Annotated in this window: 21 protein-coding genes; 1 reads left to right on the top strand and 20 read right to left on the bottom strand. The window is 49.5% G+C overall.

The features are described from left to right. Window positions 1-35: 35 nt before the first annotated feature. From KNQ11_RS02025 to KNQ11_RS02000, 6 genes are all read right to left on the bottom strand, one after another. Complete coding sequence (locus KNQ11_RS02025; RefSeq protein WP_214769194.1) at window positions 36-1,970, bottom strand: PTS fructose transporter subunit IIABC; 1,935 nt, start codon at window positions 1,968-1,970, stop codon at window positions 36-38. A gap of 17 nt (window positions 1,971-1,987) precedes the next feature. Beyond that, a complete protein-coding gene (gene pfkB / locus KNQ11_RS02020; protein WP_035408794.1) occupies window positions 1,988-2,908 on the bottom strand; it encodes a 1-phosphofructokinase in 921 nt (306 codons plus the stop codon). Further along, the gene (locus KNQ11_RS02015; RefSeq protein WP_029341218.1) at window positions 2,905-3,651 is read right to left on the bottom strand and encodes a DeoR/GlpR family DNA-binding transcription regulator; all 747 of its coding nucleotides are present in this window, start codon (window positions 3,649-3,651) and stop codon (window positions 2,905-2,907) included. Before KNQ11_RS02015 ends, pfkB begins: the two co-directional genes overlap by 4 nt. 287 nt (window positions 3,652-3,938) lie before the next feature. After that, window positions 3,939-4,763 carry a fumarylacetoacetate hydrolase family protein gene (locus tag KNQ11_RS02010; protein ID WP_064300220.1) on the bottom strand — a complete coding sequence of 275 codons (825 nt, stop codon included), beginning with the start codon at window positions 4,761-4,763 and terminating at the stop codon, window positions 3,939-3,941. A 131-nt stretch (window positions 4,764-4,894) separates the two neighbouring features. Beyond that, window positions 4,895-6,337, bottom strand: a complete 1,443-nt coding sequence (locus KNQ11_RS02005) for a SulP family inorganic anion transporter (protein WP_214769192.1) — start codon at window positions 6,335-6,337, stop codon at window positions 4,895-4,897. 72 nt (window positions 6,338-6,409) lie between these two features. Beyond that, complete coding sequence (locus KNQ11_RS02000) at window positions 6,410-7,318, bottom strand: TetR/AcrR family transcriptional regulator (protein WP_035398167.1); 909 nt, start codon at window positions 7,316-7,318, stop codon at window positions 6,410-6,412. 169 nt (window positions 7,319-7,487) lie between these two features. On the opposite strand from KNQ11_RS02000, the gene KNQ11_RS01995 reads away from it, so the two are divergent. Further along, complete coding sequence (locus KNQ11_RS01995) at window positions 7,488-8,960, top strand: DHA2 family efflux MFS transporter permease subunit (RefSeq protein WP_029341214.1); 1,473 nt, start codon at window positions 7,488-7,490, stop codon at window positions 8,958-8,960. Here KNQ11_RS01995 and KNQ11_RS01990 read toward each other — a convergent pair. From KNQ11_RS01990 to KNQ11_RS01925, 14 genes are all read right to left on the bottom strand, one after another. Further along, window positions 8,939-9,469 (bottom strand): 4Fe-4S single cluster domain-containing protein, encoded by a 531-nt coding sequence (locus KNQ11_RS01990; protein ID WP_064300221.1) that lies wholly within the window; start codon window positions 9,467-9,469, stop codon window positions 8,939-8,941. The two genes, KNQ11_RS01995 and KNQ11_RS01990, sit on opposite strands and share 22 nt — an antisense overlap. Beyond that, complete coding sequence (locus KNQ11_RS01985) at window positions 9,441-11,270, bottom strand: anaerobic ribonucleoside triphosphate reductase (protein WP_214769190.1); 1,830 nt, start codon at window positions 11,268-11,270, stop codon at window positions 9,441-9,443. The genes KNQ11_RS01990 and KNQ11_RS01985 overlap by 29 nt, the downstream gene beginning before the upstream one ends. A gap of 240 nt (window positions 11,271-11,510) precedes the next feature. Then, window positions 11,511-13,550, bottom strand: coding sequence for an ATP-binding protein (locus KNQ11_RS01980; RefSeq protein WP_149427025.1), 2,040 nt, complete (start codon window positions 13,548-13,550; stop codon window positions 11,511-11,513). A 101-nt stretch (window positions 13,551-13,651) separates the two neighbouring features. Continuing rightward, window positions 13,652-14,176 carry an AAA family ATPase gene (locus KNQ11_RS01975; RefSeq protein ID WP_214769188.1) on the bottom strand — a complete coding sequence of 175 codons (525 nt, stop codon included), beginning with the start codon at window positions 14,174-14,176 and terminating at the stop codon, window positions 13,652-13,654. A 101-nt stretch (window positions 14,177-14,277) separates the two neighbouring features. Beyond that, window positions 14,278-14,961, bottom strand: coding sequence for an LrgB family protein (locus KNQ11_RS01970; protein ID WP_214769186.1), 684 nt, complete (start codon window positions 14,959-14,961; stop codon window positions 14,278-14,280). Continuing rightward, the gene (locus KNQ11_RS01965) at window positions 14,954-15,343 is read right to left on the bottom strand and encodes a CidA/LrgA family protein (protein WP_052017178.1); all 390 of its coding nucleotides are present in this window, start codon (window positions 15,341-15,343) and stop codon (window positions 14,954-14,956) included. The genes KNQ11_RS01970 and KNQ11_RS01965 overlap by 8 nt, the downstream gene beginning before the upstream one ends. A gap of 260 nt (window positions 15,344-15,603) precedes the next feature. Then, window positions 15,604-17,436 (bottom strand): DNA mismatch repair endonuclease MutL, encoded by a 1,833-nt coding sequence (mutL, locus tag KNQ11_RS01960; RefSeq protein ID WP_214769184.1) that lies wholly within the window; start codon window positions 17,434-17,436, stop codon window positions 15,604-15,606. A 10-nt stretch (window positions 17,437-17,446) separates the two neighbouring features. Next, window positions 17,447-19,978, bottom strand: a complete 2,532-nt coding sequence (gene mutS / locus KNQ11_RS01955) for a DNA mismatch repair protein MutS (protein ID WP_214769181.1) — start codon at window positions 19,976-19,978, stop codon at window positions 17,447-17,449. Window positions 19,979-20,040: 62 nt separating this feature from the next. Then, complete coding sequence (locus tag KNQ11_RS01950) at window positions 20,041-20,478, bottom strand: YlbF/YmcA family competence regulator (RefSeq protein WP_023467714.1); 438 nt, start codon at window positions 20,476-20,478, stop codon at window positions 20,041-20,043. Between the two features lie 111 nt (window positions 20,479-20,589). Further along, window positions 20,590-21,417, bottom strand: coding sequence for a DNA-3-methyladenine glycosylase family protein (locus KNQ11_RS01945; protein ID WP_214769178.1), 828 nt, complete (start codon window positions 21,415-21,417; stop codon window positions 20,590-20,592). Continuing rightward, the gene (locus tag KNQ11_RS01940; protein WP_244290111.1) at window positions 21,414-22,682 is read right to left on the bottom strand and encodes a DUF445 domain-containing protein; all 1,269 of its coding nucleotides are present in this window, start codon (window positions 22,680-22,682) and stop codon (window positions 21,414-21,416) included. The genes KNQ11_RS01945 and KNQ11_RS01940 overlap by 4 nt, the downstream gene beginning before the upstream one ends. Window positions 22,683-22,787: 105 nt before the next feature. Then, window positions 22,788-23,075, bottom strand: a complete 288-nt coding sequence (locus tag KNQ11_RS01935) for a hypothetical protein (protein WP_029341204.1) — start codon at window positions 23,073-23,075, stop codon at window positions 22,788-22,790. 124 nt (window positions 23,076-23,199) lie between these two features. Continuing rightward, window positions 23,200-24,654 (bottom strand): phytoene desaturase family protein, encoded by a 1,455-nt coding sequence (locus tag KNQ11_RS01930; protein WP_214769176.1) that lies wholly within the window; start codon window positions 24,652-24,654, stop codon window positions 23,200-23,202. Then, entirely contained in the window at window positions 24,651-26,267 is a 1,617-nt protein-coding gene (locus tag KNQ11_RS01925) for an alpha/beta hydrolase (protein ID WP_214771846.1), read from the bottom strand. The genes KNQ11_RS01930 and KNQ11_RS01925 overlap by 4 nt, the downstream gene beginning before the upstream one ends. Between the last annotated feature and the right edge of the window lie 134 nt (window positions 26,268-26,401).

The following is a 26,401-nucleotide window of genomic DNA, read 5'->3' as shown; positions in this document are numbered from 1 at the left end:
CCCCTCCGCTTGAAAACGGAGAGGATTTAGATGAATTATGATGCTTTCGTACCTGTTCCTTCTGTCATTTCCGCTTTCGCGACCGATTGGTCAACAAGCGGTTTTTTAAGGAAGGATAGGATTGCCGCACCGACGAGTGAACCGATGAGGATCGCACCCGCGTAACCGACGATCGCCATGACCGTACCTGATGGACCATCAAGTAACGGGAAGACGAAGATACCGCCGTGTGGTGCCGGGAGCAAGACGCCGAAGACGATCGTCAACGCACCAGCGATCGCTGAACCAATGACACTTGACGGAATGACACGGAGTGGATCGGCTGCTGCGAATGGAATCGCACCTTCTGTGACGAACGATGCCCCCATTGCGTAAGCAGCGATACCTGCTTCACGTTCTTGCGGTGTGAATTTCTTACGTGCGAACAATGTTGATGAAAGTGCAACGATGAGTGGTGGAACCATCCCACCTGCCATGACGGCTGCCATGACTTCCGTGTTACCTGCTGTAAGAGCAGCTGTACCGAAAACGTATGCTGTTTTGTTGATCGGACCACCCATGTCGATTGCCATCATACCTGCGACGAGCATACCGAGGAGGATTGCGTTCCCACCACTGAGTCCGTTCAGTGAATCCGTGAGCCATGTCATGAACTTCGCGATCGGCTCATTGATGACGAGTAACATGATCATCCCTGTGATGAATGAACCAAACAGTGGATAGAGCAAGACTGGTTTGATTCCTTCAAGAGCTGCCGGGAGACCTTTGAAGACTTTAACGAGTAAGAGAACGACGTAACCAGCAAGGAAACCGGCAATCAATCCACCGAGGAAACCAGCGTTACCACTGCTAGCAAGGAACCCAGCGATCAGACCAGGAGCAAGACCTGGTTTATCAGCGATCGACATCGCGATGAATCCGGCGAGAATCGGAATCAAGAGACCAAACGCTGCTTTCCCGATTGTCATCAACTGAGCAGCGAACTCGTTGTATGACGGATCTTTCGGGTCAGCGGAGTTGATTCCCCAGAAGAAGCTGATCGCAATCAAGAGACCACCAGCGACGACGAGTGGCAACATCGCGGATACCCCACTCATCAAGTGTTTGTAGAATCCACCACGCGCTGGTTTTGAGCTTTCGCTTGAACCGCTCGCTTTATAGACAGGTGCGTCCTGTTTGACGGCACGGTTGATCAATTCTTGTGGTTTACGAATCCCTTGCGCTACCGGTACTTCAACGACGTGTTTCCCGTTGAAGCGATCCATCTCAACTGCTTTATCCGCAGCGACGATGATGGCTGTCGCATCTTTGATGTCTTGTTGTGTCAAACCGTTCTTGACACCTGTCGATCCGTTCGTTTCGACTTTAATACGAACACCCATCTCTTCCGCTTTTTGACGAAGCGCATCAGCTGCCATATACGTGTGCGCGATTCCTGTCGGACAAGCTGTGACAGCGAGGATGTACGGTGCGTCTTGGTCAACGTTGTCGCTTGAGACGTCAACTGGACCTTCTTCTTCACGTTCCTTCGCTTCGATTGCTGCGATGACTTCGTCTTTCGTTTTAGCCGCAAGGATCGTATCGCGGAAGTTCATATCCATCAAATAAACGGATAGTTTCGAAAGTGTTTCAAGGTGCGCATTATCAGCGTTCTCACCCGCTGCGATCATGAAGAACAACCGACTCGGTTGACCGTCGAGTGCTTCGTAGTCAACACCTGTCGAACGACCGAAGGCGATCGCTGGTGTTTTGACTGCTGCTGTTTTTGCGTGTGGAATGGCAATGCCTTCCCCTAAACCTGTCGTGCTTTGCGCTTCCCGTGCGAGAATCGCTTCTTTATATGCCGAGCGATCGTTCAGTTTTCCTGCCCGATCGAGGACGTTGACGAGTTCGTCGATGACAGCGGCTTTAGATGACGCTTGTAAATCGAGCTGAATCGTATCACGTGTTAAGAGATCAGTAATTTTCATGAGTAGTCACACTCCTTTTAGGATTGAATGAGTTCAACGACGTTGACGTCTACGAGAAGACGATCGATATCTTCCTTCGTACAAAGACCGAAGGAATAAGCAGACGCGCTACCAGTCGTGACCGCATAGCGGAACGCTTCTTCTGGTGATTTGCCGAGCGCATGGCTGGCAACGAATCCAGCGACGAGTGAATCTCCGGCACCGACAGAATTGACGAGCTTTCCTGCCGGTGTGTTTGCCGTGTAGGCACCTTGACGATTGACGAGCAGTGCTCCGTCTCCTGCAAATGAGATGACGACGTTCTCGGCACCACGCTCGACGAGCTGTTGGGCGTATGGAACGGCCATCTCCTTCGACGTAATCTCGACGTCGAAAATTTCACCGAGTTCATGGTGATTCGGCTTGATTAAAAATGGACCGAGCGGTAAGACTTCAAGCATCGCTTCCTTCGTCGTATCAACGGCGAAGCGGACGTTCCGTTCATTCAAGATCGTCGCGATATGACGATAGAGATCATGCGGTAGACTGCTTGGGATACTGCCTGCGAAGACGACGATGTCACCGGCTTGCATCGTCTTGAATCGGGATAATAAATGCTCCAGCTCTTCCGGTTGAATCTTCGGTCCCGCTGCATTCAGCTCAGATTCTTGATCGGCACGAATCTTCACGTTGATCCGCGTCTCATCTTGAATCGGTGTGAAGTCCGTTAACACGCCTCGTTTCTCGAGTTCTGTCCGGATGAATTGTCCGGTACTTCCCCCAAGGAATCCGAGTGCTTGTGTTTCTACCTCATAGTTTTTTAGGACGAGAGAGACGTTGATTCCTTTCCCTCCGGCCACTTTTTCCGCCTGTTCGACACGATTGACTTGTCCTGCCTCAAATACCGGTAACGTGACATAATAGTCGATGGATGGATTGAGTGTCAGTGTATAAATCATTTCGCGTTCACCACCTCTGTGTATTGACTGTATTTCGCTTCTTGCTCGCTGGATGTCGTCGTGATGATCGTCGCCGCTTGCAAGGACGCCACCCGACTGAAGCTGATTGCATCCAGTTTCGTCTCATCGACGAGTACATACGATTGTTTTGCTAACTCGATCGCTGTCTTCTTTACGAGTGCCTCTTCCGGATCTGGTGTCGTGAAGCCTTGTGTCGGATGAACACCGTTCATCCCAAGGAACGCGACATCAAAATGGTAAATCAACATTCCTTCACGTGCGTTGTAACCGACGAGTGCTTGCGTTGAATGCTTCAGTTGACCTCCGACGACGAACGTCGGGATACGGTGATAGAGTAACGTGTTCGCTAGAGGAAGACTGTTCGTCACGACCGTAATCGCCTTCTCTTCGAGATACGGAACGATGGCAAGCGTCGTCGTTCCGGCATCGAGGTAGACATACATGCCGTCTTCGATCAGGTCAGCGGCCGCTCGTGCGATCCGTTCCTTTTCTTCGACATGTTTGTCACTCTTTTCGAAGTAACTCGGTTCCTCAATTTGCAAATGGTTCGCTGTCGCGCCCCCGTGTACCCGACGCAGATGACCTGCTGTCTCAAGCTGTGATAAATCCCGACGAATCGTAGACTCACTGGCACCGGTTTGCTCGACGATTTTTTGCATCTTGACGACTTCTTCTCGAGCTAGTAATTCGAGAATGAGTTGATGGCGTTTTTTCGTTAACATAAGGTTTCCCTCCACATCTATAATATAAAGCGTTTACATTCAAAAATCAATCAAAAACGTTCAAAAATTATATAATTTTTCTATAAAACGTTCAAAATACGACTTTTTTCGACATTAAACCGTCCTTATAGTTTCATTATACATCAAAAACGGTCATATGATGACTGTTTTATCGAATAAAATCAATCATTTTTCAAATTATCTATGTATTTCGCAAAATAAAAAACCGCTTTCCAAAGTAATGTGGAAAGCGGTGAATGAAATTCAATCATTTCGGTCATCTTCGTTCACTGGACTTCATTTTGCAGGCGACCGATTCCTTCAATCGATACCTCGACGACATCCCCTGTCTGAAGGTAGACCGGTGGTTTCATGCCGTGACCCACACCAGCTGGAGTTCCTGTCGCAATGATGTCCCCTGCTTCAAGCGTCATTCCGCGCGACACTTCAACTAAAATCGTCACGACGTCGCGTAACATCAACGCGGTTGATCCCGACTGTCGGAGTTGCCCGTTCACGCGCGTCTCGACGAGGACGTCACTTGGATCAAAGCTGTCCGCTGAGACGATGACCGGTCCGAACGGACAGAACCCATCAAGCGATTTACCACGGAAGAACTGGACGTGTTCTTTTTGTAAATCCCGCGCTGTCACGTCATTGACGATACTATAGCCGAACACGTGATCAAGTGCATTCTCAGGTGTTAAATCACGTCCTGTCGTGCCGATGATGATGGCAAGTTCACCTTCATAATCGAGTTGTTGCGTCAAATCCGCATGCCGTTCGATCGGTTCGAACGGTCCGACGATCGACGTCGGTGCTTTCGTGAACAAGACGAATTTCCCCGCTCCCGCCGTATCCATCTCTTTGATGTGATCGGCATAGTTTTTGCCGACACAGATGACGTTTCGTGCTGGAACATACGGTGCCAGTTTTCGAACATCTCCATTAAGTAGTGGCGCGATATCTAAATCAAGGTCAACATCGAACTCACGTGAAATCACTTCAAACAATGAATCCGTATAGACTTGTGCCGTCACATCATATGTAGCCCCATCCTGCTCAACTCCGATGCCTACTTTTCCTTCTTGCTCAAATCGAAACCATTTCATCTTAACTGCCCCCTTTTGTTTTTAGTATAGCGAAACCAATCAATGGGCGCACTTCTCATCGTCAATCAGAAGAAAACAAAAAAGCAGTCGACACGATGCCGACCGCTTCCTCATATTCTCTTCCTGTTCTCTTATGCAATCCGTTGAGCTAGTCGATCGACAAGAGCCTGCGACTCTTCATTCAATCCAACGAGTTCGACTTTTTTTCCAAGTCGTTCGTATTTCAAGACGACGTTCTCGATCGCTTCGATGGCAGAATCATCAAACAAGTGACACGCCGAGAAATCGAGCGTGATGACGGACGATGGATCAGTTTCGAGCTGGAACTGTTCTGCAAATGCTGTCGTCGATGCGAAGAACAACGGTCCACGAATCGTATAACGGACTCGATCTGTTTGCTCCTTGCGCTCGACTTGAATACGAGAAATTTTTGACGCAAATAATAACGCAGCAAGCAAGATTCCGACAAGAACGCCCATTGATAAATCGTTCGTCAATACGGTGACGAGAACGGTTGCGAGCATGACAGCAGAATCACTCTTCGGTGACGTCTTGAGCATCTTGAATGATCCCCAGTCAAACGTCGCATACGAGACGAAGAACATGACGCCGACGAGTGCTCCCATTGGAATCGTCATCAATAGATCGTTCATCGTAAACATCAACAGCATCAGGAACACACCCGCTGTCAACGTCGACAATCGACCACGCCCACCGGACGTGACATTGATGACCGATTGACCGATCATCGCACAGCCCGGCATGCCACCGAACATACCAGCGATGATGTTCGCAATTCCTTGTCCGCGTGATTCTATTGCTTTGTTTGACGTCGTATCCGTCATCTCATCGACGATTCGTGCTGTCAGCAACGATTCGATCAACCCGACGAATGCAAGTGACAATGCATACGGGAAGATGATTTGGAGCGTCTCAAGCGAGAACGGAACATCCGGCAAGAAGAAGCTTGGTAACGCCGCTTCGATTTGCCCCATGTCCCCGATGACTCGTGTATCGAGTGAGAAGACGACCGTCAACACTGTCATGATCGTGATCGCAACGAGTGGTGCCGGGATCGCTTTCGTCACGCGTGGGAATAACAAGATGATGGCGAGTGATGCGGCGACCATTGCGTACATGATCCAGTTCTGTCCTTCGAATTGCGGCAGTTGTGCCGAGAAAATCAAAATCGCTAAAGCATTGACGAATCCGACCATGACGGATCGAGGAATGAACCGTAATAACTTAGCAATTCCTAAAAATCCGAACGCGATTTGTAGAATTCCGGCAAGGATACCGGCAGCTAGTAAATAATCGACACCATGGTCCTTGACGAGCTGGACGACGACGAGTGCCATCGCACCGGTCGCAGCTGAAATCATTCCGGGACGACCGCCGGCAATCGAGATGACGATCGCAATGATGACGGAAGCGTATAAACCGACCATCGGATTAACGCCAGCGATCAGCGAAAACGCGATTGCTTCCGGAACGAGTGCCAAGGCAACGACGATTCCGGATAGCAAATCCGCTTTTGGTTGCAGGAACCACTCTTTTTTCCATTGAGTAAACATATGATGATTGAGACCCCTTTTCTAACATGAATGGTCTCAGTGTAATCCGATTAGTTTCAAAAAGCAACCTTTTTAGGAAGTTTTGGTCCGCACACGGGCAATCTCATCGACCATCGCCTTATAGGTCGCCATGATTTCCTGACCCGCAAAGACCGGATCTTCGTCCATCGTCTCGAGTGCACGGCGTAGAAGATGAATTTTCGGTTTCTTCCGTTCGAGTAGTTCTTCATAGATGAAATCAAGAACCTCTTCATGGGCTTCCTTCGATTCATCGGAAATCGATGACAAGGTAATCAAGCGCTTCATATGCGCACTCGTCTTCTCGAACAAATCCTTCCGAATGACGACTTCATCTTGTGGACGATCGAGCCAAACGGATAGGAAACGCGGGGGAATCAACTGTTCTTCTGTCCGACTGACGTCTTCGACGAGATGCGTCAATCGATTGAATACGTAACGGACGACCCGTTCCGGTTGTGTGTTCGGTTCGGATTGACGGAAGAAGTACATCGCATATTGCAACATCCCTGTATAAATGACCGCTAAATCTAGAAGATACGGTTCCTTCGTCTGACCGAATAAATCACGTAATCGTTCGAACGTCCATTCGATCTCGAGAAGACGGTTATTCTCCATGAACGTCTTCAGTTCTTTTTCATTCGAAGCAATCGCCTCTTCGAACAACGTATACAATTTATATTTTTGCATCAGTTCCAAGTAACAGTTACCTTGTTGGATGAACGTCTCATAATCCGAAACATCTCGTCCGACGAGAATTTCTTTGCGTGCCGTCCGCATCTTTTCAAAGACGGTATTAAATACATCAATGAATAATTCATTTTTAGAGGAGAAGTAGTTATAGAACGTTCCCTTGGAAACGTTACTGTGCTCAAGAATGTCCTGGATGGACGTCGATTGATAACCTTTTTCGACGAATAGCTGATAGGCAGCATCTAGTAGTTGTTTCTTTTTTGGATTCATGGTCTTGTCCTTTTCTGTTCAAATGATTGCAATGGTTTAACAATCACTTATTTTAGTGTATGAAGCAAATAATTTGAATTCATTCGACTTAGCCTGGTAAGATAGCCAAGTTAGTCATAGAATTCAAGTCTAACATTTTAGACTCGTAGTACAAAAGGAGCATAACGAAATGCAATCAAGCAAGCAATCATCACGACTTTATTTAATTTTAACTGTCCTTATGGCAGGTGCGTTCGTTGCGGTCCTGAACTCAACGTTACTTAATATCGCCTTACCGTCGATCATGGGATCCTTCGGTATTCAGGCAAGCACCGCCCAGTGGTTGACGACGGGCTATATGCTCGTCAACGGAATCATGATTCCGACGTCAGCCTTCCTTGTCCAGAAGTTCTCGACACGTCAACTGTTCTTGACGGCGATGACGCTGTTCTCACTCGGTACAATCATCGCTGGACAAGCACACGTCTTCCCGCTTCTACTCGGTGCGCGGATGATGCAGGCATCTGGTTCTGCGATCATGATGCCACTATTAATGAACGTTCTTTTGACCGGTTTCCCGATCGAGAAACGCGGACAAGCAATGGGCATCTTCGGACTTGTCATCACGTTCGCCCCAGCCATCGGACCTACATTGTCCGGCTGGATTCTTGAACATTATGAATGGCGGATGTTGTTCCATCTCGTTACACCGATCGCATTACTCGTACTGTTCACGGGTGCCTTCTTATTGAAGAAAGAGACGGTTCGTAGCACACTCAAACTCGATTTATTTTCACTCGTTCTCTCAAGCTTTGGTTTCGGTGGTTTGCTGTATGGATTTAGTTCCGCTGGTTCTGCCGGATGGGGATCTTGGACGGTCATCGGATCATTGATCATCGGTGTGATTAGTCTGACTTCCTTTATTATACGTCAATTCATGCTCGAAGAACCGATGCTTGAGTTCGGGATTTTCCGTTATCCGATGTTCGCCTTATCGCAAGGAATTTCGATGGTCTTGAACATGTCGATGTTCTCCGCAATGATCTTGATGCCGATCTATATCCAGACGATTCGCGGTATCTCACCGTTTCACTCCGGTCTCTTGATGTTACCGGGTGCGATCGTCATGGCGATCATGTCACCAATCACAGGTCGTCTGTTCGATCGATTCGGTGCTCGGATCCTTGCGATCATCGGCTTATCACTGACGGTCTTAACGACGTTCTCGTTTAGTCAGCTAGCTGCGGATACGTCATACGCGTTCCTCGTCATCATGTATACGCTACGTTTCCTTGGAATCTCGATGGTCATGATGCCCGTCATGACGAACGGATTGAACCATATTCCGCAACACTTGACGCCACACGGTACGGCATTGAACAATACGTTGTCACAAGTATCGGGTGCGATCGGTTCAGGTCTGCTCGTGACGATCATGACGTCGCGGACGAAACATCACGTTCCGGAACTCGCTTCACAACCTGAAGCCGCTAATCCGGAATGGTTGCAAATGCAGGCGATGATCGAAGGAATCAACGATACGTTCTTCATCGCAACGTTACTTGCACTCGCGGCACTGATTTTATCGTTTTTCATCAAAAAACGACGGACGACGACACTCGCAGTCGTCGAATCCGTCGATCAAGAACAAAAATATGCATGATCTGATTCTCCCCTGTCTGATGAGACGGGGGAGTTTTTGTTTTTGTGTAACACTCTTTTTTGCAGTTGCTGTCGATCATAAATTCGTTGATTCGTGCTGCCCCGAAAACGTGTCGTTCGGTCGAGTTTCGACAGGATGAACGGACCATCGATGAGTCCGTCTAGTCGCAGTATTAGTGGATGCCACCGTCGACGCTGTAAGATTTCCTCTAGTACATAGCCAGTATATAAAATGACGTCATAATCTGGTCCAAGTTGTTCGAGAAGTTGCACAAGTGCTGCCGCTTGAAGCATCGGCTCGCCGCCGGATAATGTCAAACGACGATTTCCGATCGCCTGAATCCGTTCCACTGTTTCTTTAATCGTCCAATCCACTCCACCTGCCGGATCCCAGGAGGACGGATTATGACAGCCGACACAGTGGTGTGGACAACCGGCAAGAAACAGGACCGTTCGCAAACCGGGTCCATCAACGACAGAATCAGGATGAAGGGAAAGAACGCGTAACATCGTGCTTCACCCGATTCTGCTCTTCAGCCCGTTTGGCTTCATTCCAGCGGTCCAGCGTACCGACGAGATATCCTGTAATCCGTCGAATCCGTTCGATGGACTTACTCCCGCAAACCGGACACTGATCCTCAATCGTCTGCTCCGTTCGACAATCAAGACAACGATCGACGGGATGATTGATTGACCCATAGCCGATTCCAGCTTCCGCCATCAAACGAACGATGTCTTCAATCGCTTGTGGATTTCCGGCAAGGGCGCCATCTGTCTCGACATAGGTGATATGTCCACCATTACATAATGCATGAAACGGTGCTTCGAGTTGAATCTTTTCACGGATCGTTACGGGCGCATCGACAGGGATATGAAAGGAATTCGTGTAATACGGCTGATCGGTCACTCCTTTGATTTCACCGAAGTCACTAGCATCACGACGTGTGAACTTACCGGATAACCCTTCAGCTGGAGTTGCCAGTAAACTGAAGTTCAATCCCGTCATCTCGCCATAGTTGTCGACGACCGTTCGCATCGCTTGAATCAGCGCAAGACCAATCTGGTGCGCCAATTCGGAATACCCATGATGATTGCCCGTCAAAACGGTCAAACATTCCGCGAGACCGATGAACCCGACCGCTAACGTCCCGTGCTTGAGGACCGGACCCACCTGATCTGTACTTTTTAGCGTCTCACCGTCTTTCCAGACATGTTGATATAAAAATGGAAACGCGTCAGCCGTTCGACTTGCCTGGAACTCATAACGCGCGATGAGTTGCCGGCATGCAAGTCTTGTCGTCTCTCGGACGGCTTCGAACATTTGATCGACGGTTTTACTTTGGAGTGCCAAACGGACGAGATTGATGCTCGTAAACGATAAGTTCCCTCGTCCTGTGACGGACGGGATATCTCCACGATCTTCAAACACACGGGTCCGGCATCCCATGTACGCGACTTCGGCTCCCCCCGGTTGCTCCTGACGGTTGAATGGTGCATCAAGAAACGCAAAGTTCGGAAACAGTCGTTTTCCTGTCACGCGGGTGGCAAGTTGAAACAAATCGTAGTTCGGGTCTGTCGGTGACAGGTTGATGCCTTGTTTGACTTTAAAGATTTGAATCGGAAAGATCGGCGTCTCCCCTCTTCCTAACCCGCGTTCCGTCGCTGTCAGCAAGGCGCGCTGGAAGAGCCGCCCTGCCTGCGTCGTATTCGTTCCATAATTGACGGATAAAAACGGTACCTGTCCCCCACCGCGTGAATGCATCGAATTCGTATTATGGATGAACGCTTCGCACGCCTGAAACGTCTTTTCATACGTCTCCTGCCATGCGCGCCGCTCCCGCTTGCGTCGCTTCCAATGCGGCACGAGGTCATTTAGTTTGGTCCATTCGCGTTGGTAGGTCTTTTCGACGAATGGTGCTACATCATCGTCAAAGGTTGCGAAGGCTTGTCCGCCATGCTGCATGTTTTGATTCGCCTGGACGATGATTGCTGCAAGGGCAAGGGCGGAACGGATGTCTTGCGCTGGTCGGATTGAACCGTGTGTCGTCTGAAATCCGTTTGAGAGTAGCTGACCGAGCGGAATCTGGGCACAAGTCGTCGTACCCGTCACGTAGTAATCGGCGTCGTGGATATACAAGATGTTGTCGTCAAGCGCCTGCAAGACATCTGCTTCGAGATGTTGTCGCATCATCTGTCGCGCTGCTTCTCCAGCAATCCGCTGTAATTTCGCAAGCGGTGTTTTGCCATCAATGTTTGCATTCTCTTGTTCGATATCTTGCGGTGGTGTGAGTAACGCTTCTAAGCTCTCCATGATTCTTCTTCCTCTCACGCTTTTTTGTAATCACTATAGCGAGAGTACAGAAACGTTCGCAATCCCTGCACAATTTACGATTTTTTCAACTGTTTCAGCCGTTCTGTCATCAATCTGTTCGATTTATCGTTCAAATGTCTGCATCTTACTCGTTTTAGCCAAACGCATGAATTTGGACGAATCTCACACGTGAAACGACAAAAAAGAAGAGGCGCATGATATCGCCTCTTCTTCGTCTCTTCATTCTGCTTCGAGTAACGCGTCTGTCGCACTCGGCAATTTGACCCGGAAGACCGTTCCTTCTCCAAGGATCGATTCGACTTCGATATTGCCATCATGTGCGCGAACGATTTCCTTACAGATCGATAATCCAAGTCCCGTCCCGCCAATCTTTCGGCTGTCTGAGTTGTCGACCCGGTAAAACTTACTGAATAGATGCGGCATCGAGTGGCTTGGAATCCCGATCCCGAAATCGCGAACGCTGAGTTCGATTTGATTGTGCTGGTGGGTCATCGTCACGACGACATCCCCGCCGTCCGGTGAGTACTTCACCGCGTTATTCAAGAGATTACCGAGTAACTGTTTCATGCTGTTCGCATCTGCCTCGACCATGAAGTCCTGTTCATCATTCAAATCAAGTTTCAGACTGTGTTGCTCCGTCGCTGCTTGATAAAACTGAATTTGTTCCTTGACGATTTCTTTCAGATCAAAGATTTGTTTGTCATACTCTTGCTTTCCTGACTCCATCCGCTGGACGTTCAAGAAGTCACTGACGAGATCGGTCAGACGTTTTGATTCATCGTGAATCGTCTGCAAGTATCGCTTGTTCCGCTCAGGATCCAAATCCCGTTTCAACATGAGCTCCGTAAAGCCATAAATCGAAGAGAGCGGTGTTCGAAGTTCATGCGAGACCGTTGAGACGAGTTCCGACTTCACGCGGTCGACTTCTGTCTCAGCCGTGACGTCACGGAAGACGAGAATCGTTCCTTTTGAATGTCCCCCGTGCGCAATGGCTTCGGCATAGACTTGAATGAAGTATTCCCCTTGGTCGATCGACAAGGAGAACATGCCCTCCGGAATCTCACCCGATAAGACTTCTTCAAAGTATGCTTCAAACGCTTCCTTTTGGTCCATCTGCTCGAACATCGTTTCCGGTCGGACTTCGAGGAAGGTCATCGAATCGTTGTCTTCTTCGACTTGTAACGACTGGAAGATATCGAATAACGCCTGATTTCCTAAGATCGTCTTCTCTTCGTGTTTGATGTAGAGAATCGCTTCCCGAACGGAATTCAGCAGTTGTGCCGTCTCTTTTCGTTCGTATTCCATCTGTTCGTAGAGTGACATTCGCATCAATGAGATCGCAATCTGTTTTGAGAACGATTCCAGTTCCGCTAAATCCTGTTGGTTGAATGGTGCGTCAAACCGTGCTAGATAAAGACAAGCAATCAATTCTTCTTTTGCCGGATCCATGATCGGAATGACACCTTCATAGACATGATACGGATACTTGATCAGATCGTCGTTCGCGACCTTTTTTGAGGAATGTGCGGTTTCCTTTGAAATCATGACTCGCTTTAGTAGTAACGACTCCGTCTTTAAACTCTCTTGTTGTTCTTCTGTCATTTCTTTTGGAACGACTTGCGCGATTTCATTATTCTTAATCAATAACAATGCACCGAACTCTGTCTTCGTCAACCGGACAATCGTACTGATGACAGACGAGTAATCGAATAAACTCTCCTTTGAAGCAAGCGTTTCGATCAGTTCATTCCGATCCTGCAAATGGAGTTCATTCGTCCGCGTCACTTCAAGAGCACGCTCAAGCTCATTCTGTTTTTGCTTCAATACTTCCTGATTGTGTTCCATTTCTTGATTCTTTGTTGACAATTCCGCATGTTGTGATGAGATCGACCGTGCCATCTGGTAAAACGATGCAGTCAATTGACCGACTTCATTATGGCTGTCGACATCATGTTCGAGCGAAATCGACTTGCCTTCTGCAAGGCGACGACTCTTGACGTTCAATTCGCGGAGTTGTGACGTCACACGATGAATTAAGGGACGGACGATGAACAATAGACAAAATAAAAAAATCATCAAGTTCAAGAACCAGAACCATTGTGTCTTTTGTAACTGGTCAAGTACTTGCTCCTTCGTCCGACCGTCTGCATTATCCACGTATAAATAACTGGCAACCGATGTGATGACACTTAGTGCAAAGACACTATAAAAAATCGCCATCAACTGTCTGCCCAATTTCTCAGTCATCCAGTGTTTCATATTCATAAATCCTCCTAGCAATAAGTTGCCCTTCGTTCAAGATTGTTTCCTCCTCATCTATTATCATCTAATGATTCCCGGAAACATCCCTCTTGAATCCTTTACGATCGGGCAGGCGAGAGTCCGATCCCGGTCACGAGAGCAATCGCATCAATGACTTGCCCTTTCGTCAGATCATCCGTCTCGATCTGTTGACTGAACAGCGGATCGGATAATTGCCGTAGTCGTTGTTCCGCTTGTTGACCGCCCCACGAGTTTGGACGCTCAAAGCGGCTGATCAGGCGGCGTTTGACAGTCGTCTCCTTCGCCATCAGGGCGATATGACGGACATCATGTCCAGTCTCGCGTAACGTTCCGATAATTTCCTGAAAGTACGCTGGATTCGTCAAGGTCATCGGTACGATGATCCGCGCATCTTCCGTATCGAGCTGTTCGAGGAGCTGTCGATTAAACGTGCGCCACAACGGCTCATCCTGAAAATCGTCTTTGTTTTCCGGCAGTTGTGCCCGTAAGAAATAGCCTGTCTCTTCCGGGTCAAAAATGTATGATCCGCTCCAACGCTTTTGTAACCCTTTTGCTGCCGTCGTCTTCCCGACGCCAAACGTACCGTTAATCCAAATGATCATCCTCTTCTCCTCCACCCTGTTTTCTGTTGTACTATACTGCAAAAGTGGTCGACAAGTTTCAATCGGTTACAAAAAAACACTCCGTTGAAAAAACAGAGTGTTTAGCCATATAACCATGTGATTAAAAACGGTGCGAGAATGCTGGCACAGACAGCCGTCAAGACCATCGTCAACAGACCTACCGCCCCTTCGCGCTGATCAAGACTCATCGATTTCGTCGCGCCCATGACGTGGGCAATCGATGCCAAGCCTACTCCACGGCTGACGAAGTGCCGAATTTTCAAGCCCGTCATTAATTTTGGTCCGACGATTGATCCCGTCAATCCGGTCAATAAAACGAAGGCAGCCGTCAACGTCGTCGTCCCGCCTGCTTTTTGTGAGATCGCTAAGGCAACGGGTAACGTGACCGATTTCGGTAACAAGGCAAGGTTCGTCGTCCGCTCGAGATGAAGCAGCAGACCGAGTAACAAATCTGAACTCATCGCAATACAGGTTCCAAGCAACACACCGAGTCCGATTTCCGGTAAAAAACGGCGGACGTGATGCCGGACCCGATAGAGTGGAATCGCAAATGCCGTGATCGCTGGACCGAGCATCTTCGACAAGTATTGTCCTCCTTGCATGTATTCTGCATGTGAGACGCCGCTATAGACGAGAATCACGATCAGGCCAGCCGTCACCGTCAGGATCGGTAACGTCCAGACACGAGGATGACGTTGATAAAGGAACATCGCGCCACTGAATAAAAGAATGGTTAGGATGATCCAGAACAGTGTCTCACTCATGTGGGTTCACCGCCTCTTTCCGGTGTGCCAAGCGATCGACGATATACGCTGATCCGACTAACGTCAGCAGGCTGCTGACGACGACGATCAACACAACTTGAAGACCAGATGTTCGAAGGAATGCCGTATAATCCATGATTCCGGACAGTGCTGGTACAAAGAATAACGGCATGACGAACAGCAGAAAGGTTCCGCCCCGTTCAACAGCGACGAGAGGAAGCAATCGACTTTTTAACGTCACGTACAGCAGAATCAAGCCGATGATGTTACCAGGTAATGGTAACTGGAAAGTTTCGCTCACCCAGTCCCCACTGAGTGAAAAACAAAAAATAAGTGCGATTTGAGCAATGATTTGAATGATACGCATAACGCGTGACAACATGATAAAGGTCCCCTTGTTAACAGTTTCGGGTCTTATTATCCGCCTCTTTCCTTCAACAATCAATGAAATCTAGTTAATCAACTGAAGTAACCGTTCTCATGAAAATTCTCACCTTTTTTTGTATTAGCACAAACAAAAACCAGTCAGTCGTGTATCAGTACAAAAAATGATTCGAGACGAACAAAAAGGAAACTGACTTTTGAATCAGCTCCCTTTTTAATCTGAGACGACACCTGAATGGAATCGTCTCCTCATCTTGATCACATGACCCGTTTGAATAACTTCTCAAGTTCATACGTCGTCCATTCGATGATGACCGGACGTCCGTGTGGACACGTGAACGGCATTTCCGTTTTCGCTAGATCGTCAATCAACCGGCGCATCATCTCATCGTTCAACGGATGATTCGCCTTGATCGATTTCTTACACGCCATCATGATGGCGGCATCTTCCCGATACGTCTCGAGATCGATTTTTCGCTTCATCAATGCTTCATCGAGTAATTCCTGAATCGTCTCTTCCTGCCGATGTGACGGGAACCACGTCGGAACTTCTCGGACGATGAAGCTTTGTGGACCGAATGCTTCGAACTCGATGCCAACGTCTTTTAGCAACGGAAGGACTTCCTCCATCCGTTTCATGTCATCCGACGAGATTTCAAACGTATACGGTAAGAGCAATTGCTGTCGTTGTTCCGGTGGTCGACCGAACATGACCTTATACGTCTCGTATTTGATCCGTTCCTGTGCTGCATGTTGATCAATCATATACATCCCGTCTTCCCCGGCACAGACGATATAGGATGAATGGAGTTGACCGATGACGTCGAGATGCGGAAAGCGCGGACGCGCGGGTGGCTCCTCAATCGGTTCAGTAAACTCCTGCTTGACTGGTGCGATGGGCTCGAACAGATCATCCTCGTTGCTAAACGGTAATGATTGCACTTCAGATGGTCGATCGTCCTCTTGCGGCTTTTTCGGAATCGGATAATTCCAGACCGCTCGCGATGACGTCTCTTCGACTGGTTCCGCGACGTAAGAAAAATCGAGTTTTTCTTGGCTACTCGGATCTTTTTTTGGTTTCGGTGGCGTCACTTTCGGAATCAGTGTCTCCCGGCTGAGCGTCATCTTGATCGTCTCCTGAATCAACTGGCAGAGCTCCATCTCTTTTGAAAGACGGACTTCTCGTTTCGCCGGGTGAACGTTGACATCGATCAGGAGTGGATCCATCGTCACCTCGATGACTGCAATCGGATACCGCCCGATCGGCAAGAGTGTATGGTAACCGTTCAAGACCGCTTGCGTCAGGGCGAAGTTTTTGACCGAACGTCCATTGAGAATCAACGTAATGTAATTCTTCGAGGCACGGGTCACTTCCGGTTTGACGAGATGACACGTCAATTGATAATCGGCATTCGCGCCCTTGGCGACCAACGTTCCTTGAATCGTTTGATGACCGTAGACACTCGCCAGCGCTTGCCGGACGTCTCCTGATCCATTCGTCTGAATCAACGTCTTCCCTTCATGGGTAGCCCGAAGTTTGACGTCTGGATGAGCAAACGCCATCCGGTTCAACACGTCCGTGATCGCCGCAAGCTCCGTATGCGTCGTCTTCAAATACTTCAGCCGTGCTGGTGTATTGAAGAAGAGATGCTCGACCGTCAATTCCGTTCCCCGGTTCATTGCTGCTGGTGTCCGTTCAACGACCGTCCCGTACTCAAGCGTCACTTGAATCCCTTCCGCGTCCTCACGTTTCGTCTTCAACGTCACTTTACTGACGGACGCGATCGAGGCAAGTGCCTCTCCGCGAAAACCAAGTGTCTTGATTCGGAATAAGTCATGCTCATCCTTAATCTTACTCGTCGCGTGACGGACGAAAGCCAGTTCAGCGTCATCCGGGTAAAACCCGTGTCCGTTGTCGCGGATCGTCATCCGTTTCATTCCAGCTTCTTCGAGTTCGACATCGATTTGTGTCGCACCGGCATCAAGTGCGTTCTCGACCAGTTCCTTGACGACCGATGCTGGTCGTTCGACGACTTCTCCCGCCGCGATCCGGTTCGCTAAACTATCGGATAATTCACGAATGATTCCCACTGCATTCTCCTCACTTTCTCGCTTCGGCTTGTAGGCGGTACAGCGTATTCAATGCCTCGAGTGGCGTCATGTTGATCAAATCAAGACTCGCCATCGTCTCACGCAGCGGATCCGCTTCTGAGAACAGACTGAGTTGATCAATCGGCTCCTCCTGAACAGGAGCTTTGACAGGTGCTGCGACCGGAACAGGCTCTGCCTGCTCGAACTCAGACAAGAGGACTTGCGCCCGCTCAATCAAGCTGTCTGGTAAATCAGCTAACCGCGCGACGTGGATCCCGTACGATTGGTCGGCTTTTCCGTCGCGTACTTCATGCAAGAAGACGACACGCCCATCTTGTTCAACGGCACGGACGTGAACGTTCGCTAATCGATCAATCGATTCTTCGAGCACCGTCAGTTCATGATAATGGGTCGAAAATAGCGTCTTCGCCCCAACGTGCCGGGCGATGTGTTCAACGATCGCTTGTGCGAGTGCCATCCCGTCGTACGTCGAGGTCCCGCGACCGATTTCATCTAGCAGGATCAACGACCGGTCCGTTGCACGCGTCAACGCTTCTTGTGTCTCGACCATCTCGACCATGAATGTCGACTGTCCACTGACGAGGTCATCTGCCGCCCCGATTCGCGTGAAGATTTGATCGAAGATCGGCAGTTCCGCTTGAGCAGCTGGTACGAACGAGCCGATTTGATGCAATAAGGCGATCAAGGCGAACTGTCGCATATAGGTCGATTTACCGGACATGTTCGGTCCAGTGATCAACAGCATCTCGCGTCCTTCGTTTAAGGTGATCCCATTCGCGACGTATTCACCGCGCGGTAAGACTGTTTCGATGACCGGGTGACGTCCTTGCTGAATATCAACCGTTCGTCCCGTCGTCGTGATTGGTCGGACATAGTCGTGCGTCTCGGCAATCTCAGCCAGTGCGACGAGGACGTCGAGCTCCGCGATCCGGCGACTGACCCGTTGTAAGCTTTCGATGTGTCCTTTGACTTCATCGCGCACTCCACAGAAGAGATCGTACTCGAGCGTGACACTCTTCTCTTCCGCACCAAGGATCAAAGCTTCTTTTTCCTTCAGTTCCGGTGTGATATAACGCTCAGCATTGGCAAGTGTCTGCTTCCGTTCATACCGTCCTTCCGGCAACAGCTTGGCATTGGCACGTGAGACCTCGATGTAATAACCGAAGACGCGATTGTAGCCGATCTTCAACGTCTTGATACCGGTTGCTGCCCGTTCACTGGCTTCAAGTGTCGCAAGCCATGTCTTGCCGTCTTTTGAGGCGACGAGTAACTCGTCGAGATCTGCTGAATAACCAGCCTTAATCATTCCGCCCTCTTTCGTTGAGATCGGTGGGGCTTCGACGAAAGCACGATCGAGTAGATCGCTCAACTCATCGTGCGGATCAAGTCCGAGACTGAGTTGACCAAGACGTTCGCTCATCATCTCCTCGAGCGCTGATTGAATGCGGGGAATCAGCCGTAACGTCGACTTCAATTGAACGAGGTCGCGCGCAGACGCCGTACCGTAACCGACTTTTGCGACGAGTCGCTCGAGATCATAGACCTCTCGTAACGTATCTTTTAATTGCTGACGTTCGAAGTAGTGTTGCAACAATTCCTCGACAGCGTCGAGCCGCTCGGTGATGACACGTTCCGATAACAACGGTTTTTCAAGCCAGCGTTTCAACATCCGTCCGCCCATCGCTGTACCTGTCACGTCAAGTAAACCAAGCAACGAACCCTTTTTGTCTCCTGTCCGTGCCGAGCGGACGAGTTCGAGATTCTTGACCGTATTTGGCTCGAGTTGCATGAAGTCACTCGCTTCATAGACGACAGCGGGTTGTAGATGTGTCAACGCTCTTTTTTGTGTATCGTGCATGTAGGCATAGAGCACTGCAAAGGCTTCCGCTTGGGCTGCATCAATCGCACGATCCCCGTGCGGATGCGATTCGCGCCGAGAACTACGCGTCAGTGGAATCCGTAAGTGCGCGAGCGCCGTCTCGTGTTCCTCTGTCGTGACGATGATTTCCCGTGGCAAAATGATGCTCAGTTCTTTGACTACACCGTCGAGTGTCGCAACGCTTGTCAAGGCACTCTCACCTGTTGAGACATCACCGCGAGCAATCCCAAAGCGACCGTCCTGTTCGACGACCGCGACTAAGTACCGATTCTCTTTTTCCGTCAAGGCGGACATCAACGTTCCCGGTGTGATGACTTGGATGACTTCGCGTTTGACGAGTCCTTTCGTCAACTTCGGATCCTCGACTTGATCACAAAGCGCCACTTTATAACCACGCTCGATCAACTGTTCGATGTAGCCGTTCGCTGCGTGATGGGGCACGCCACACATCGGAATCGGATGTTCCGCGTTCTTGCCGTTTTTCGCCGTCAGCGTCAACTCCAGCTCATGGGCGACCTTTTTGGCATCCTCAAAGAATAATTCGTAAAAATCACCGAGTCGATAAAACAAAAAGGCATCCGGATAATCCGCCTTGATCGAGAAGTATTGTTTCATCATCGGAGTGTTGTGTACTGCTTCCATTCTTCCACCTCATTCGTAGAAAAAGCCGACGGATGTCCGTCGGCTTTTCGTTCATTTCGTGATTAGTAGCCGCAACCGCCGCTTTTGTTTTCTGCTTCCATGCCGCTACCTGTCTTACCAGCGAGAACATCTCCGTCCGTCGCTTCGATGATTTGATCCGTAATCCCGTTCGAGATCGTCACCGTGATGTATTGGAGAAGTCCGTTGACTTCTTCTTGTGTTTCTTGGAACTGTTGGACGACAGGCATCTCATCGAGCTCAGCGAACAATTTATCGAGCTTCGCTTCGACACGTGCGAGTGCTTCTGTTTTGCCGTAATGCTGGCAGTTGACTGCCTCTTTTTGAAGGAACTTGATTTGTTTCATCATCTTTTGGACTTTTTCATTCCCATTGATGTTGGCTTCTGCCGCTTTAAATCGTTCTACTTCCGGTGTCTCTGAAATCATTTTGGCGATTTCATTGGCTTTTTCGATGATTTGTTCATCTGTATACATCCACATTCGTCCCCTCTATCGTTAGCGAACACGTCGCTTCCCTTAGCATTCTGAACGATTCCTCGTTCTGTCGCATTCATTATACCGTTCTCACGATAGAGTGACAAGAATAGTTCCTTATTCAATCGAACGCCATAATAGATAGGCGGCGTGACTGCGGACAGGGGCAAATTCCTCTGCCAGTCGCGTCGCCTCTTCAACAGTCGGTCGGTAACCGAGTAACTGTTCGAAAGCCCGTAATATCCCGATGTCAGATGCCGGAAACAAATCTGGACGACCATACCCGAACATCAGGACGTTTTGGACCGTCCATGGTCCGACGCCTTTCAGTGCAATCAAAGTCTCAGCGATTTCTGCGTCGTCGGCTGACGTCAATGCATCATAATCGATTGTTGCCGTCGCTACGCCAAGCAGATAATCGACTTTACGTCCTGATAGTTGCAGAGCAAGCAAGTCCTCGCGACGCGCCGTTGCTAATTGACGCGGTGTCGGCGGAAGAATGATTCCGTCCTTGACCGTTCCGAATGTTCGAAAGACACGTTCCGTCAACGTATGGGCAAATGACAGATTGATTTGTTGATGAATGATCGAGCGAATCAAGGCCGTGAACGGTGAATGATCAAGCACGAGTCGTTCGTCACCGAACTGTTCGACGATCGCGTGTAACGACGTCGCCTTGAGACGCTGCGCAGGATTCGGCTCATTGAGTCGAAAGCGTCGATTGAGTTGCGTCAGCACCGCTGTTTGCGGTCCTGAACCGTCAATCCGTAACGTGTAACCATCGATGGCTTCCATCGTCGTGATGTATGCCTGATCGTTGATGAAGATCGGAACGACGAGTCGCCCATCCTGTTCGATTTGTAACGGGTCTCCCGTCAAACGAGACACGACTCCTTTAAAATCAAATGCTTCCGACAACGTCACATCATATGTCCACCGGCTCATCCGACGAACACCTTGATCGCACCGAGAATCAAACCGATGATGAATCCACACAATGCCCCGTTGACCCGAATCCATTGCAAGTCACTGCCGACCTTATCCTCGATCATATGAATCAGTGTCTCCGTATCGAACCGGTTTAAGTTCTCGCGGACGAGTCCACCGATTTTTTGGTGATTTTGTTCAACGAAACGAACGAGTTGCTCCTTCATCCATTGATCACTGCTATCCTTGAACGTCGGATGCTGTTCCCAGTCGTCTAAAGCGCGAGAAAGCATCGGCATCGCCCGTTCCGTCCAGAAGGCATCTGACGTCAAGTAGCGTTCGAGTTCGATCAGACCAGCATCATACGCGCGTTCAATGACCGGAACGAAGTCAAACCGGTCGACCTCGCTTGCCTTCCAGGCATCGATTTTCGCTAGACGCTCTTCATCAATCGACAACTGTGCCAGATTACGACGCAAATGATCAAGAATCGCTAAACGATTCGGGTGATGGACGTGTCGCATATCTTGAATGACCGTCAACAAGACACCTTGAATGACTAGACTGAGTTTTTCTTCTGAATAGACTTTTTGGACGGTTCGCGCCGTCACCCGCAAGAACGTATTCTTTTCTTGATCGATCATCGCCGTATAGGCAAGGCGCCCAATCTGATCGCGGATGACGGGGTCTTCGAGCAGACGTTGCCCATAATCGAGTAACTGGTCCATCAGCCACTCGTCGAGGCGACGTTCCTCGTTTAACTCCATCGCTCGGACAGCCAGCCGTTTTGACGGATACGCTTTGATCGTCTCCGTCACCCGTGTATTCGCAAACTCAAGAATCGCCTCTTTCGGTAGTTTCCGAATTAAACCAATCAACAGTTCGGTGACGGTCGCTCGAAAAGCAGGCAGAACGAGAATCGAACGTAAGATTTTGATGACACGATCTGCGAGCGTCATGTGCTGGAGTTTCGCGACGATACTCTCTTTATTGAGCAAGTCCGTCTCGAGCATATGAACGATTGATTCGATGACCCGTTCCCGATTTTTCGGCAACAGGTTCGTATGGGGAATCTTTAAGCCAAGCGGATGGCGAAACAACGCCGTGATCGCGAACCAGTCAGCAATCCCACCGACGAGTCCGGCTTCAAAACCACTCTGGAGCCAAAAGACCCACGCATTTTCTTTAAATGGCAATGAGACGATGAATCCGACCGCCATGAAAATCAACGAGACGGTCGCAAGCCGCCGTGTCGATGTTTTAGGTTGTTCAAGTGATGACACATCGTTTCCTCCTTCAACTGAGTCACTTATCTACCTTACGAACGGGACAAGGATTAGGTTTCGACACGAAAGAGCCCCAGTCATCGACTGGGACTCTCTATGTACTTAAAACGTGTATTCACCAAAACGGTCGCCATCCCATGTCGCGGTTGCCGTTGAGACAAAATAGACCAGTCCGTTGCCGAATGTATTTTCCATTAATGACACGAGTTGTTGACCATTCGTCTGCTCGACGAACGCTAATCGGACTTCCTCTTTCCCTTGATAAATCCGTTCGTAAACGCTTAAACCGCGTGCATTGAGAAACGTACGCGCCGACTCGAATTGAATCGGACCGACTTCAGGTCGTCGTTCCTGAATGAACGACTGACATTTTTGCTCGAATGTCTCCATGGTTCTTCACTCCTTCTCTCTTTCTGTTCATGGATATCATGTTCCCGACTCTTCCTCATCATAATCCTCAAATGTGAAAAAAGCGACAGATGCGTCGCTTCTTTCATCATTTTACGACGATTTCTCATAATCTGACGTTAAACTGTCGGGCAACATGAATCGCAGACGTCGTCGCCCCAATCGTCCCGGCACCCGGAAAGATCGTGTCGCCGATCGCAAAGAAGTGATCGATGCCCGTACGAAACGGAGCCGCGAACAAGAGACTTGTACTCGGACGTTGCGGATATCCCCCGACTCCACCGTCCGGACGGAACGTATAGCGTACCCACGCACCGGGTCCACCCGGATGGCGTTCGATCGCCTGTTGCACGAAGCCAGGAAACTGTTGTTCAAGAATAGCTTCGAAGATCGCCGACATCACCTCGACCTGTTCGTCGTAGCGTTTCCGGTCCGTCTTATCAAACGTACCAATCGGAACATGACATGACATCGTCAGCGTCCGCTGACCGGCTGGTGCACGTAATCGGTCGTCCGGACGGGAGAGGGAGATGAAGGCATGACCTGAAGGTAAGGACGGATCATGAACTTGCCGGAATGCTTCGTCAGACAAAATGATCGACTCCGGAATCGCCGCATAATACGTAAACGTCGCCCATTGCTGTAGCTTTTCCTGTCGCTGATACGTCCGTCGTAACGTTCGTTTCATATCCGAACTGACGACTTCCCTGATGCCTTCAAGCGGAACTGCGCAGATGACAGCATCAGCAAGCATCAAGCGTCCGCGACGATCCTCGATCAAGAAACCATCCGGCGTCTTACGAATCGACGTGACTTTTCGCCCAAGGAGACAGGTTGCCCCGCTCGCCTCGGCTGTCTCTTTCAATTGCTCGGCCAGTCGGTATAATCCACCCAGGACATAATAAGCACCCTCGTGGTAAATCGATAAGGCGACGGCTCCTAGTAAAGCAGATGCTTCCTGCCCAGTCTGCATGCTGTCGAGCAAGATCCCGTCGATCACTTGTGCGAACAGCGTATCCGCTAATCGATGTTTGCGTAACAGATGACCAATCGTCAGCGGAAAATACGGTAAGAGGACGACACTTTTCGTGTGACGGACTAACCGCCGGACGTCGGCTAAATCTTGAAGTGGCAATGCCGGCAGTTCTGCCATCAGTGGACGAATCGCCTCATGAATCTGCTCGATTTCAGCAAAGAATGCCCGAATCGACGATGCTTGCTCCGGAAAATGTGACGTCAATTCGGTTAGAAAGACATCGCGATTTTGATAATAATGAATCAATCGTCCTTCGATGCGAATCGTCATGACGACGTCGAGTGGCTTGACCTGGTGCGTCACTCCGAGATGATCGAGCACACGGGCATGAATGCCACCCGGTTCAAATCCCATCCCAAGGGTCGCTCCAACTGGATACGTCAAGTCCCGGCGCGTGAACTTCCCGGCTGATCCTCCCCATTCACGACTTCCCTCAAGTACCGTGACGGCATGTCCTTCTTGTGCAATCAATGCCGCAGCCGTTAGACCGGCAATTCCTCCGCCGACGATGACGACCTGTTTCATGATGGTTCCTCCTCCGTGACTCGATTTTCTTTAAACAGGAAATTGCGGATTTCGCGGAAGACCGGCTCCCGGCGATGAATCGTGAAGTGATCATACTTATAGGATTTCGTCTGAATGTTATCCGTGTAGTTCTCGAGTGCAAACGAACTATTTAACGAAATCAGATTGAAGTCGCCTCCTTTGGCACCAAACGAATAGACGAGCACGTCGCGTGGCCACGTCTCAAGCCGTTGGGTCAGATTGTTCATTGCTGGAGAACCTTTCGCAAGATCACGTATGGCAGGACTGTTCGTATTCGTGCCGAGTGGCGCAAGTGTCAAGCCGAGCTTCGCGTAATCCGAACCGGCGATCGGTGAGTCGAGCGTCACGACTTTTCGGACGTGATACGGCATCTCCTCTTGGACCGTGTAGGCGACGACATCGACACCACCCATGCTGTGCCCAACGAGCTGAATATCGGCAAAGGTCGCTTTTTGTTTCGCATCGTAAGCTGCAATCGCCGCATTCAACCACTTTTGCTGATCGACAAGGCTTGCCTCATCATCTGCGAAGACGATTCGGACAAGTGGGTAGCCGGTCGATGATGGTTTGACGCTACAGGTCGCTTTCCCGGAACGGGTCACGTCACATCGACCGCCATCATCGGCGACTTTTTTATTCGTGAAGTTTTGAATCATCGGCACGAACGTCCGCTCCGTCCCGAATAACCCGTGGACGAGGAACGTCGGCACGATTTCACTCTTCCCTTGTGTGACGATTTGACGCGTTGGTGGCGGCGCACTCGACGTATCCTCCGCGAACACCCACCACGCGCCTCCCCCGACGATCAAACAGACGAGGAGCGAGATGCCGATCGTCTTCAACTGTTGCCGGCGCAAACGACGGACACGGTGAAAGACCCAGTAGAGGAATAATCCGACACCGATTAATAACACGATACCGGTAATGATCCAACCTGTCGGATTCGGTACATACGCAATCAACTGTAGCTGGTTGGCTTTCGTTCCGTATAATTTCCATGACACATCATGGTAATTCGACCAGTCGATTTTTTCACCGTTTTGGAGACCGATCACTTTTGGGCCATGGAGCTTGATCTCGATATCGGCTTGACGGATATACCGATCGGCGAGTTTCTTGACTTGTCCTGTCGGTTGATAGCCTTTGATATTCAAACGATCGATACTGAGATCGATGTTCGTATCAAGTCGATACGTATCAAACCAAAAACCGTCCGATTTTTTCATGTCGAACTTCGTATCGGGTGGAATGAGAATTCCGCCAATCCCCGTCTTCCATTCGTCCTTGATCGATGTCATGTCCTTGAAGTTCGCGAATGTCTTCTGCATCCGGATCCCTTCATAGTCATCCTTCGTCTTGAACGCCTTCGCTGCATAGCCGTTCTTTTCTGCCTGTTTGACATAACTATTCCAATTCGGATTTAGATTCAATAAACGCGCCACTGGGTGTTCCTTTGCGGCATATGTCGTCTTTAAGGTAACACTCTGATCGGTATGGATCGTCGCATCGTACTGGATGCGAATACAACCCCCAAGGAGCAGCGTCAGCATCAAAAATGAGAGCAAAATCCCTTTCTTCTTCGTACTCATCAGGTCACATCCTTTCCTCATCTGTTATTCCCTATCTCGCAAAAGTAAAAACGGTCGACGTTGATTCTTTCGTCATGACGCACTTCAGGCAGCGAATCGCTGATCCGCTGCCTGAAAGTATGCGGACGCATTTCGTC

Origin of the sequence: Exiguobacterium sp. s39 (genome assembly GCF_018618925.1) — a bacterium.
Lineage (GTDB): Bacteria > Bacillota > Bacilli > Exiguobacteriales > Exiguobacteriaceae > Exiguobacterium_A > Exiguobacterium_A abrahamii.
The sequence above is the reverse complement of the archived record's forward strand: the minus strand, read 5'-3'. Positions and strand labels throughout refer to the sequence as shown.